Source organism: Stenotrophomonas sp. ATCM1_4 (genome assembly GCF_004348115.1).
GTDB classification, from domain to species: Bacteria; Pseudomonadota; Gammaproteobacteria; order Xanthomonadales; family Xanthomonadaceae; genus Stenotrophomonas; species Stenotrophomonas capsici.
Genome location: NZ_QPFB01000001.1, coordinates 3,306,158 through 3,318,276, shown reverse-complemented (window position 1 = coordinate 3,318,276; position 12,119 = coordinate 3,306,158). Strand labels below are relative to the sequence as shown.

Genomic DNA, 12,119 nt, shown 5'->3' with positions numbered 1-12,119 from the left:
CGCTGCATTGCCGTCGGCTGCGCGGGTCATGTGGCCAGCAGGGTTTCCACCGCCGCGTTCGCGGCCGGTATGTCGAGCCCGGTGGCCTTGGCCGCGACCGAGACGTAGGGGCAATAGTCGTGCATCGTCAGCGCGTAGCGGGAGGGCTGGCGGCTCAGCATGTCGCACTGCAGGCCCGAGACGGCCTCGATGCGATGGCCCGTGGCTGCCAGTTGGCCAAGCGGTCGAGCAGGCCGGCGAGCGATGCGGGGTCGAACGTGTCCGGCAGCCCTGCCAGATGGGCGGTACCCAGTACCGCGACCTCGTTTGGCACCCCGTGCCGGGGCCCCTTGTGTGTGCGGTTCATAGCCCTGCGCCTGTGCTGCGCCTGCCAGCAGGCATCCGGCCAGCGCCGTCCCGACCAGTAGGTTTCGTCCCAACATTCCCTGTATGACTCCCAGGCCCATGGTGGTTTGCCGTTGAAGCGCCAGTTCGGCGCAAGCTGGCGAGGGATTTCTGTCTGCCCGAGGGGCTTTCAATGGCCATGTTTCACGGTGCCCAAGGTCATCGACGGACGGCGCTGGATGCCAGCCTCACCTGCCACTGGGGGACGACGCGCGCCATCGCCATGCCGGAGATGGCTGGCAGTGGATGGGCGCTCGGCCTACCATGCGGCTTGGCATCCGGCGCCCACGGCAGGCGGATGGCGACACCGATGGCGGCCCGGGGGCACGTTTGGACAGACAGATCACGCTATTGCTGCATCGCTGGCGCGAAGGCGACCTGGATGCGCGTGAGCACCTGTTCCAGGCGCTGTATGCGGACCTGATGCAGATCGCGCGCAGCCGCCTGTCCAATCAGACCAACGGCACGCTGCAACCGGCCGCGCTGGTCAACGAATCACTGATGCGCCTGCTTGGCAGCGACGCCGACTACCAGGACCGTACCCATTTCATCGCCATTGCCGCGCTGAAGATGCGCTCGGTGCTGGTCGATCACCTGCGCGCGCGCTCTGCCGACAAGCGCGGTGGCAACGCCGAGCAGCTCACGCTTTCGCATGCGCAGGACATGAGCGATGAGGACACCATCGGCCATGACGTGTTGGCCCTGCACCAGGCGCTGAACAAGCTGGCCGAGCTGGAGCCGCGTGCGGCCAGCACCATCGAGCTGACCTATTTCGGCGGCATGAGCCGGGACGAGATCGCATTGGTGCTGGATGTCTCGGTGCCGACGGTGGACCGCGACCTGCGTTTCGCGCGGGCGTGGTTGAACCGGGAACTGCGCTGAAACCGCGCACGCCGGGGGCAGGGTGAAGGAGCACTGGCAGCGGGTACGGGAACTGTTCGATGCGGTGTGTGAGCTGCCGCGTGAGCAGTGGCCCGCCGCGTTGGCCGAGCGCTGCGATGACCCGCAGGTGCGGGAGGAGGTGCTGCAGCTACTGGGTGCGCAGACGGTGGGGCTCAGCCGGGTCAGCAACCGCCTGGATATCGCGCTGGCCCGGGCGATGGCCCCGGAGTTCGGCATCGGTGACCGGCTGGGACCGTGGCGGCTGATCGAGCGCGTCGCCCAGGGGGGCATGGGCACGGTGTTCAAGGCCGAGCGTGCCGACGGCGTGTACCAGCGGGTGGTCGCGATCAAGCTGCTGCACGGCCTGCCCGGCGGCATGGAAGTGGAGCGGCTGGCGATCGAGCGGCAGGTGCTGGCCGACCTGCAGTTGGCGCACGTGGCGCGGCTGTACGACGGCGGCACCACGCCCGATGGCCATCCGTATCTGGTGATGGAGTACATCGACGGCAAGCCGGTGGACCAATGGTGCAGCGAACAGCAACTGGACCTCCCTGCGCGGCTGGCGCTGTTCCTGGACATCTGCGGCATCGTGCAGTCCGCGCACGAACGGCTGGTGCTGCATTGCGACCTCAAGCCGAGCAACGTGCTGGTGCAGGGCGACGGGCAGCCGGTGCTGCTGGATTTCGGCCTGGCGCGGATGCTCAGCGAGGTGCGCCAGGAGCGGGATTCGGGCTATTGCACGCCGTCGTATGCCAGCCCGGAGTTGATCCGCGGGCAAATGGTCGGTGCCGCCGGTGATGTGTACAGCCTGGGCGTGATGCTGCTGGAGCTGGTATCGACCCGGCCCTGCCTGCGCGAGCCCGGTGACGTGGACGTGCCGGTGCCACTGCCCAGCGAGCATGCGCCGGCGGAGTTGCCGTGGCGCCGGCGCCTGCGCGGTGACCTGGATGCCATCGTCCGGCGTGCCTGCGCGCTGGATGTCGGCGAGCGCTACCGTACCGCCGAGGCGTTGATGGGCGATGTGCGTCGCTACCTGGAACAGCAGCCGCTGCAGGCCCGTCGCGCTGATCGCCTGTACCGCATGCGCAAGGCGTTGCGCCGCAACTGGCAGGGCGTGGCGGCGGCCAGCGGCTTGCTGGTGCTGCTGCTGGCGTTCGTGATCGGCCTGGTGCAGACCCGCCGGCAGGCGCAGGAGGAGGCAGCCGTCGCCCGCCAGGTCAGCAAGTTCATGGTGGGCGTGTTCGAGACGGCCGACCCGTTCCTGCGCACCGAGCGGGGGGAGGAGGAACTGACCGCACGCCAGCTGCTGGATCGTGCGGCATTGCAGGTGGACAACGAGCTGCGCGAAGCGCCGGTGGAGCGTGCGCGGATGCAGGCGGTGCTGGGTGCGGCCTACCAGAACTCGGGGGTGCCGCTGCAGGCGGAGCGGTTGCTGCAGCGGGCGTACGAAGGGTTCATGCGCACGGATGTGAACCGCCGCGAGGATGCCGCGTCGGTGCTGGCCAGCCTGTCCACGCTGAAGACGGGTGAAGGTGACGGTGCCAAGGGACAGCAACTGGCCGAGCGCGGCCTGGCGCTGGTCGATGGCACGGCGACGTCGGAAGTGAAGGCACGCCTGCTGGCGGCGCGTGCGTTGGCCTATACCAACCAGCAGCTGTTCGACCGTGCGGAGGTGGCGTTCAAGCAGGCGCGCGCGGCCTATGCGGGGCTGTCCGGCACCGATGACGAGGCGCAGCTGCACGAGCTGGTCTACAACACCGGCCTGATGTACCTGCGCTGGGGACGCACGCAGGACGCCGCGCGTCACTTCCGGCAGGTGATCGACAGCCTGCATGGCCGGCGCACCAGCCTGGCGCTGGCCGCGGAAACCCGGCTGGCGCAGATCCTGCGCGAGCAGGGCGACTACGCGCAGGCGCTGCCATTGCTGCAGGCCGGCATGCAGCAGGCCATCGCACTGTATGGCGCCGAGAACAGCTTCGTGCTGGTGCAGCACGAGGCCCTGGCCGACCTGTACCAGGACATGGGCAACTTCACCGCGGCCGAGGAGCAGTTCCGGGCACGGCAACGGCTGAGCGCGATCATCGATGGCGAAGCGTCGGTGCGCTACTCGATGGGATTGTTCAACTACGGCACCCTGCACGAGCAGCGCGGTGACCTGGATGCGGCGGAGCAGATGTATCAACGCGCCTGGGAAATCCGCCGCGACCAGCTCGGGGCGCAGGCGCCGGTGACGATGCGCGCCGAAAGCGGGCTGGGGCGGTTGCTGATGCGGCAGGGGCGGATGGAAGCGGCCGGAACCCACCTCAAGCACGCCGACCTCGGGATGGCCGCCGCGCTGCCGGCCGATGCACCCGGGCGGCAGGAAGTGCGGCTGTACCGCATCGCCTGGCATGTCCGCCAGAACGAACTGGAGCAGGCCAACGCGTTGCTGGAGCCCATTGGCGCGCAGGCAACGCCGATGCTGTCGCTGCAGTTGCTGCAGGTGCGCGCGGACCTGGCCGCGCGGCGCGGTGACGGGAAATCCGCGCTGGCCCTGCGTGATGCGGCGTTGGGACTGTCGATCAGCGTGTACGGGCAGGACAAGATGGAGACCCTCCAGAACCGCATCGCGCTGGCGGAAACGCAGCTGCAGTTCGGCCATGCCGGCAAGGCGCTGGCCGAGCTGGACAAGGTGGCCCCGGTGCTGAGCCGCATGCAGGTCGATGGTTCACCGGACCGGCGCAAGGTCGAAGGGCTGCTGTTGCTGGCCCGTGGTGGGCGCGGCTGACGGCTCAGCCCTGCTCGCGCACGATGTCCACCAACCGCTGGCCATAACGGGCCAGCTTGCTGCCACCGATGCCGCCGACCCGGCCCAGCGCGTCGATGCTGGTCGGCCGTTGCTCGGCGATGTTGCGCAGCGTGCTGTCGTGGAAGATGACGAAGGCCGGCACGTTCTGCTCGCGCGCCAGTTCCGCGCGCAGCCCGCGCAGGGCATTGAACAGGGCCAGGTCCCCGGCCTGCACCGGCAGGCCGCTGCGCTGGCCGCCACGTTCGCGTTCGCGCGCCACCGGGCTCTCGCGGCGCATCATCAGCTGGCGACGGCCCTTGAGCACGTCGCGGCTGGCGTCGGTCAGGCGCAGCCCGCCGTGCGCCTCCGGGTCGACTTCCAGCAGGCTGGCCGCGACCAGCTGGCGGAACACGCTGCGCCAGCTGCGCGCATCCAGGTCGCTGCCGATCCCGTAGGTGCTGAGCTTGTCGTGGCCGAGCTGGCGCATGCGCTCGTTGTCGCTGCCGCGCAGGATGTCGATCAGGTGGCCCACGCCGAAGCGCTGGCCGCTGCGGTACACGCAGCTCAATGCCTTCTGCGCCGGCACGGTGGCATCCCATGCAGCCGGCGGGGTCAGGCAGTTGTCGCAGTTGCCGCAGGGCTTGGGGTAGGTCTCGCCGAAACCGGCCAGCAGCACCTGGCGGCGGCACTGCATGGATTCGCAGTAGCCGAGCAGGTGGTCGAGCTTGGCGCGCTCGAGCTGCTTGCGCTCCTCGCTGGCCTCGGATTGCTCGATCATCTGCTTGAGCAGCACCACGTCGCCGAGCCCGTAGCACAGCCACGCCTCGGCGGCCTCACCGTCACGGCCGGCGCGGCCGGTCTCCTGGTAATAGCCTTCCATCGACTTGGGCAGGTCGGTATGCGCGACGAAGCGCACGTCCGGCTTGTCGATGCCCATGCCGAAGGCGATGGTGGCGCACATCACGATGCCGTCCTCGTGCAGGAAGCGGCGCTGGTTGGCCGCACGCACTTCCGCCGGCATGCCGGCGTGGTAGGGCAGGGCCTGCAGGCTTTCGTTGCACAGGAACTGCGCGGTTTCCTCGACCTTGCGCCGGGACATGCAGTAGACGATGCCGGCTTCGCCGCGGTGCGCCTTCAGGAAATCCAGCAGCTGGCGCTTGGCGTTGTCCTTCTGCACCACGGTGTAGCGGATGTTGGGACGGTCGAAGGAACTGACGAAGTGGCGCGCCTGCGCCAGGTCCAGGCGTTCGGCGATCTCGCGCTGGGTCGGCGGGTCGGCGGTGGCGGTCAGCGCGATGCGCGGCACCTGCGGCCAACGCTCGTGCAGCACGGTCAGCTGCCGGTATTCCGGGCGGAAGTCATGGCCCCATTGCGACACGCAATGGGCCTCGTCGATGGCGAACAGCGCGATCTGGCTGCGCCCGAGCAGGGACAGGAAGCGGCCGGTGAGCAGCCGTTCGGGGGCGACGTAGAGCAGCTCCAGCTCGCCATCGAGCAGTTCGCGCTCGACCCGTGCGGCCGTCTCGGCATCCAGCGTGGAGTTCAGGAACTCGGCACGCACGCCGGCCTGGCGCAGCGCTTCCACCTGGTCCTGCATCAGCGCGATCAGGGGCGAGATGACGATGCCGCAGCCATCGCGCAGTAATGCCGGGATCTGGTAACAGAGGGATTTGCCGCCGCCGGTGGGCATCAGCACCAGCGCGTCATTGCCGCTGGCAACATGTTCGACGATGGCCTGCTGGTCGCCGCGGAAACTGTCGTAACCGAAAACGCTGGAAAGCAGTTCTTGCGCGTGACTCTGGGGCATCGCGCTAGTTTAACCGCTGGCGGCGGATTCGAAGGGGCGTCGTGGCGGTGGGCAGGAAATCAGCCCGGATACCGCGCTCGCCTCGGAATTCCTGCCGGCTGCAGCAGGGCCCGGCGCTGCCGGGGAAGCTTCAGGGTCCCACTGGAGCAACGCCCCCTTGCGTGGAAAGGGGGCGTGTCGAAGGCGGGGGCGGGCCGATGGAGCAGGGCCCGTGGTTCGGTGCGGCCAGCCACGGAAACCCCGCAGGGGCAACGCCCGGAGCGTTTACTGCAGCAGTGAACGCAGCATCCAGGCGTACTTTTCGTGGATCTGCAGGCGCTGGGTCAGCAGGTCCTCGCTGGGCGCATCATTGGCCTTGCCGGCCTGTTCCAGTACCTTGCGCGCGGTGCGGCAGACCGCTTCGTTGCCGGAGACCAGCTGCTGGACCATTTCGCGCCAATCCGGGGCATCGGTCAGGCCGGGCTCCTCGGCGATGGAGGTCAGGGTCACGAATTCACGGTAGGAACCGGGTGCGTTGAAGCCCAGTGCACGGATGCGCTCGGCGATCTCGTCCAGCGCGTTCCATTGCTCGGTGTACTGGTCCATGAACATGTTGTGCAGCGAGTTGAACATCGACCCGGTGACGTTCCAGTGGAAGTTGTGGGTCTTCAGGTACAGGGTGTAGGCATCGGCCAGGAAGTGTGAAAGGCCGTCGGCGACCTTCTTGCGATCGCTGTCCTTGATCCCGATATCCACCCCCGGGGCCGACGGTGCGGCCGCGGCGAGCTTCTTCTTGCCGGCTTCGGATTTGCTGCTGTGCTTGGTTTTGGCCATGACGCTTTACTCCTTGGCGGGTTGAATGGCTTCACAATACCGCTCCGGTAACCGTACCGGTATTTCAAGTTTTCACGTTGAACGATTGATGAGCGCTATCGAAAATCAGACTGCCACCCGCCTGCGCGATGCCCGCAAGGCCATTGACGGGGCGATGAGCCGCGACCGCGGCCGCCTGCTGGGCCTGTGGTCACGCTGGCAGGGCAAGCCGGCCGATGCGGCCGCCGAGCAGGCGCTGTTGCAGCTGTTGGAACGCTCGCAGGCGCAGCGCAGGCAGCGGGCCGCGCAGCCGGTTTCCATCACCATGGACGATGCGCTGCCAATCGCGCGTGAAGCCGACCGGATCACCGCGCTGATCCGCGCGCACCAGGTGGTGGTGATCGCCGGTGAAACCGGTTCGGGCAAGACCACCCAGCTGCCGAAGCTGTGCCTGGCCGCCGGCCGTGGCCAGGCCGGCATGATCGGCTGCACCCAGCCACGCCGCATCGCCGCCCGGGCGGTGGCCGCGCGTGTGGCCGAGGAACTGCAGACCGAGCTGGGTTCGGTGGTGGGTTACCAGGTGCGCTTCACCGACAAGGTCGGCGAGGACAGCCGCATCAAGTTCATGACCGACGGCATCCTGCTGGCCGAGATTGCCTCCGACCGCTGGCTGTCGCGCTACGACACGCTGATCATCGACGAGGCGCACGAACGCAGCCTCAACATCGATTTCCTGCTGGGCTACCTGAAGCAGCTGCTGCGCAAGCGCCCGGACCTGAAGCTGATCGTCACCTCGGCCACCATCGACACCGAGCGTTTCTCGCGCCACTTCCACGATGCACCGGTGGTCAACGTCGAGGGCCGGACCTACCCGGTGGAAGTGCGCTACCGCGCGCTGGACGAGGCGGTGGCCAACGGTGAGGAACCGCGCCCGGCCGGCACGCGTGGCCGCCGCGAGGACGCGGATTCGGACCCGGTGTCGGTCAACGACGCCATCGTCGCGGCGGTGGACGAGATCACCCGCGGCGACGCGCGTGGCGACGTGCTGGTCTTCCTGCCCGGCGAACGCGAGATCCGCGATGCGCACCAGGCACTGGAGCGCCGCAAGTACCGCGAGACCGAAGTGCTGCCGCTGTACGCGCGGCTGTCGGCCAAGGACCAGGACCGGGTGTTCAACCCGGGCCCGAAGCGCCGCATCGTGCTGACCACCAACGTGGCCGAGACCTCGCTGACGGTGCCGCGCATCCGCTACGTGATCGACCCGGGTTTTGCCCGCGTCAAGCGTTACAGCCCGCGCCAGAAGCTGGACCGCCTGCACATCGAGCCGGTGTCGCAGGCCAGTGCCAATCAGCGCAAGGGCCGCTGCGGGCGTATCTCCGAGGGCATCTGTTACCGGCTGTATTCCGAAGCCGATTTCCAGTCGCGCGCGGAGTTCACCGATCCGGAGATCCGGCGCTCCTCGCTGGCCGGCGTGATCCTGCGCATGTTGCAGCTGGGCCTGGGTCAGATCGATGAATTCCCGTTCCTGGAAGCCCCCGACGAGCGCGCGGTGGCCGACGGCTGGCAACAACTGGCCGAGCTGGGCGCCATCGATGCGGAGCGCAAGCTGACCGCGATTGGCCGGCAGATGGCCCGCCTGCCGGTGGACGTGAAGCTGGCGCGCATGCTGGTGGCCGCACAGAAGGGCGGTTGCCTGCGCGAGATGTTGGTGATCGCCGCCTTCCTGGGCATCCAGGACCCGCGCGAGCGTCCGCCGGAAGCCCGCGAGGCGGCCGACAACGCGCATGCGCAGTTCGCCGATGGCCGTTCGGAGTTCATCGGCATCCTGCGCCTGTGGGAGGCCTATCGCATCGCACATGAAGATCTCACCCAGTCCAAGCTGCGCGACTGGTGCGGACGGCATTTCCTGGGCTTCCTGCGCATGCGCGAATGGCGCGAGCTGCACCGCCAGCTGCGCCTGCTGTGCGAGGAGCTCGGTTGGTCGGTCAATGAGGGCGATGCCTTTGGCAAGGCGCTGCTGGCCGCACCGGTCGCGGTGCCGGCCGGCGGCGATGCCGAGGCCAAGCGCAAGGCCACGCGTGGCGAGCTGCACAAGGCCGCGCGCCTGGCGCGCGAGAGCAAGCCGGATCCGGCTGCCACCGGCATACCCCGTGCGCAGGGCAAGGGGAACGTCGAACCCGACACCGCGCCGGGCATCCCGGAGAAGGTGCGCGTGGCCGCCTACCAGGCGCTGCACCGCGCGATCCTGGCCGGCCTGCCGACCCAGGTCGGGCATCGCACCGACAAGGGCGATTTCCAGGCGCCACGACAGCGCCGTTTCCACCTGTTCCCGGGGTCGGCGCTGGCCAAGCGGCCGCCGCCGTGGGTGCTCAGTGCCACGCTGCTCGACACCCAGCGCGTCTGGGGCCTGACCAATGCGTCGATCGAGCCGGACTGGGTGATCGCCGAGATTCCCCACCTGCTGGCGCGCAAGCACTTCGATCCGCATTGGTCGCGCGCGCAGGGACAGGTGCTGGCGTCGGAGCAGATCAGCCTGTTCGGCCTGGTGCTGGCACCGAAGAAGCCCGTGCATTACGGCAAGATCAACCCGGGCGAGGCGCACGACATCTTCGTGCGGCAGGCGCTGGTGACCGGCGAGATCAACACGCGCGCCGGCTTCGTCGCCGCCAACCAGAAGGTGCTGGAGCAGGCGCGCGAGGAAGAAGCCAAGCTGCGCCGTGCCGGCATCGTCGCCGACGAGGACTGGCAGGCGCGCTGGTACCTGGACCGGGTGCCGCCGCATATCCACTCGGCCAGCCTGCTCGACGGCTGGTGGCAGGCGTTGCCGCCGGAGCAGCGTCGCACGCTGCAGTGGTCGTTGACCGACCTGCTGCCGGGCGAAGGCAGCGAGGAAGACCGCTACCCGAAGTACTTCGCGCTCGGTGATGCACGGCTGGCCCTGCATTACCGCTTCGAGCCCGGTGCCGAGGACGATGGCGTGACCCTGGACGTGCCATTGCACCTGCTCAATGCGCTGGACCCGGCGCGGCTGTCGTGGCTGGCACCGGGCTTCGTCGCCGACAAGGCCAGTGCCATGATCCGCACCTTGCCCAAGGCGATGCGCCGCAACTACGTGCCGGCGCCGGACTTTGGCCGGGCCTTCTTCGAGGCCTGGCCACAGCCTTCGGCCGATGACATCCGTGGCGAGCTGGCGCGCTTCCTGAGCAAGACCACCGGGGCGACGGTGGCGGCCACCGATTTCGAGGTCGATGCCCTGGAGCCGCACCTGCGGATGAACCTGCGCCTGTTCGAGGCGGCGCCGTCGCGCGGCGCTGAACCGGGCAGGGGCAATGCACCGGGCAAGGAGGTCTCGGCGAGCGGAAAGGGAGCCAGGCTGCTGGCCATGTCGCGTGACCTGGAGGCGCTGCGTGCGCGCTTCGGCGAACGTGCCGGCAGTGCCTTTGCCGCGCGCGCCGGGCAGGCGTTGGTGGCCGAGGGACTACGCGAGTTCCCGTCAGCACCGATCCCCGGGCAGGTCCCGGGCGAGGCCGGCGTGCCCGCCTATCCGGCGTTGGTGGACACCGGTGATGCCGCCGCGTTGCGCATCTTCGCCGACCGCAACGAGGCGGCGCTGGCGCATCCGCTGGGTGTACGCCGGCTGCTGGAAATCGGCCTGGCCGACAAGGTCAAGCAGGCCCGCAAGCAATTGCCGGTCTCGCCCAAGACCGGCCTGTTGTACGCGGCCATCGAGTCGCAGGAGCGCCTGCGCGGCGACCTGGTGGATGCGGCGATGAACGCGGTACTGGCCGATGGCCTGGCCGGGATCCGCACACCGGAGGCGTTCGAGCAGCGCCGCAGCGAGGCTGGCAAGCAGTTGTTCGGCGAGGCGATGACGCGGCTCAAGCTGGCCGAGACCATCCTGGGTTTGGTCGGTGAGCTCAAGCCACAGCTGGAAGCACCGCTGATGGGCTGGGCGCGCGGCAACCTGGACGACATGGAGGCGCAGTTGGCAGGGCTGGTGCATGCCGGCTTCCTGCGCGAAACGCCGGCCGATGCGCTGGCCCAGTTCCCGCGTTACCTCAAGGCCATGCTGCTGCGCGCTGAACGCGCCAAGCGTGACCCGCCGCGTGACCAGGCGCGCATGCTGGAGCTCAAGCCGTTCGTCGACGCGCTGGATGAGGCGCGGTTGCAGGGCCGCGCCGAGCGTGCCGAATGGGCGGCGTTGCGCTGGGACATCGAGGAGCTGCGGGTGTCGCTGTTCGCGCAGGAACTGGGCTTCCGCTCAGGGATCTCCGCCAAGAAGCTGGCGCAGCGGGTCGCCGCGTTGCGCGGGTGACCCCTCAGCGGGCCGGCACCGCCGCGGGGCGGTGCTGTTCGGCGCAGGCGCGGCGCGCGGAGTTGAGCTGGCTCTGCGCGTTGGCGTGCTCGCGTGTGATGGCCTGGCGGAACGTGGCCATGCGCCCGCGCAGGGCCTGGCTGCGCTCGGCGGTGGTGGCCGCGGCCAGCTGGTCGTTGAGCATGGCCATCTGCTGCTGCAGGGTGCCGACGCGGTCGTTGGACGAACCGTAGATCGATGCCGTGGCCGTGGCGATGCAGGCACGTTCGGCGGCGCGGTTGGCCTCCCCATCGCCGCTGGTGCCGGCATCGGCCATCGCCGCCGGCGCGGCCTCCGTCGGGGGCTGGCCGGGCGGCTCGGTACCAGTGCCGGCAGCCGTCGACGCGACGCGGTCCTCGCGCAGCTTCATCGGCTCGGCGCGGGCGTCGCAGGGGTGCTCGGAGTACATCGTCTCGCCCGATTTGCCCTTGCATTTGTAGACCTGCGCATGCGCGCCGGCAGGAAGCAACAGCAACAGCAACAGGGGCAGCAGGATCGTGTTGGGCATGGCAGGTGGGGTCGCTGGGAGGGGCGGTGCCGCGGCGTCGGTCACTTGGTCCGGCGGACCTTGGCGCGGGTGTTCAGACCTTCCACGCGCAGGTACCAGACGTTCATCAGCCCGGGGGTGATCTCCACCGTGGGCATGTCACGGCGTACGCCGGAGACGCTGGCCTCGTCGGTCTGCTCCCAGACCTGGCCGTTGTCGAGCGTGTACTGGCGGCCCTTGCCGAAGCCACGGAACTCGCCTTCCAGCTTGGCCACGATCGGGTCGCGGCTACCGAAATCGAAGAAGCCGCGGTTCTTCACGATCACTTCCTGGCGGCCTTCCTCGCGGGCCTGTTCCACCGCGGCGCTGGCAACGCTGGCGGCCTGTTCCACCTTGCCCTGCAACCAGCTGTTCAATGCCGCCAGCTCCTCGGCATTGAGCTTGTCCAGGCCGGCGGCCTTGAACTCGGCGGGTGACATCTGCTGCTGCAGGTCGCCATGGACCACGCGCTGGGCATGGGCCGGCAACAGCGGCGACAGTGAAAGCGCGGTGAAGGCGGCGAGGACGGCAAGGCGAGGCAGCTTCATGAACGTTGTTCCCGGCGGCAGTTGGGCGCTAGTGTAGGGGCATCCACCTGCAATTGACT

General features: G+C 68.8%; 8 protein-coding genes. 3 read left to right on the top strand and 5 right to left on the bottom strand.

The genetic code is table 11. The annotated features are described in order from the left end of the window. Positions 1–26: 26 nt before the first annotated feature. Positions 27–161 carry a hypothetical protein gene (locus ATCM_RS19445; protein WP_279432515.1) on the bottom strand — a complete coding sequence of 45 codons (135 nt, stop codon included), beginning with the start codon at positions 159–161 and terminating at the stop codon, positions 27–29. A 553-nt stretch (positions 162–714) separates the two neighbouring features. On the opposite strand from ATCM_RS19445, the gene ATCM_RS15220 reads away from it, so the two are divergent. Continuing rightward, positions 715–1,266: an ECF-type sigma factor gene (locus tag ATCM_RS15220; protein WP_165931196.1), complete on the top strand. Its 552-nt coding sequence runs from the start codon at positions 715–717 to the stop codon at positions 1,264–1,266. 22 nt (positions 1,267–1,288) lie between these two features. Continuing rightward, positions 1,289–4,033 carry a serine/threonine-protein kinase gene (locus ATCM_RS15215; RefSeq protein ID WP_132865323.1) on the top strand — a complete coding sequence of 915 codons (2,745 nt, stop codon included), beginning with the start codon at positions 1,289–1,291 and terminating at the stop codon, positions 4,031–4,033. Positions 4,034–4,037: 4 nt separating this feature from the next. Here the strand turns inward: ATCM_RS15215 and recQ are convergent, their stop codons facing one another. Next, positions 4,038–5,840: a DNA helicase RecQ gene (recQ, locus tag ATCM_RS15210; RefSeq protein WP_132865322.1), complete on the bottom strand. Its 1,803-nt coding sequence runs from the start codon at positions 5,838–5,840 to the stop codon at positions 4,038–4,040. A 264-nt stretch (positions 5,841–6,104) separates the two neighbouring features. Next, a complete protein-coding gene (locus ATCM_RS15205) occupies positions 6,105–6,653 on the bottom strand; it encodes a Dps family protein (RefSeq protein WP_132865321.1) in 549 nt (182 codons plus the stop codon). Between the two features lie 88 nt (positions 6,654–6,741). Here ATCM_RS15205 and hrpA point away from each other — a divergent pair, with 88 nt between their 5' ends. Continuing rightward, positions 6,742–10,947 (top strand): ATP-dependent RNA helicase HrpA, encoded by a 4,206-nt coding sequence (gene hrpA / locus ATCM_RS15200; RefSeq protein ID WP_132865320.1) that lies wholly within the window; start codon positions 6,742–6,744, stop codon positions 10,945–10,947. Positions 10,948–10,951: 4 nt separating this feature from the next. Here the strand turns inward: hrpA and ATCM_RS15195 are convergent, their stop codons facing one another. Then, complete coding sequence (locus ATCM_RS15195) at positions 10,952–11,494, bottom strand: DUF4124 domain-containing protein (protein ID WP_132865319.1); 543 nt, start codon at positions 11,492–11,494, stop codon at positions 10,952–10,954. Positions 11,495–11,535: 41 nt separating this feature from the next. After that, the gene (locus ATCM_RS15190) at positions 11,536–12,060 is read right to left on the bottom strand and encodes a hypothetical protein (RefSeq protein WP_132865318.1); all 525 of its coding nucleotides are present in this window, start codon (positions 12,058–12,060) and stop codon (positions 11,536–11,538) included. Positions 12,061–12,119: the final 59 nt, after the last annotated feature.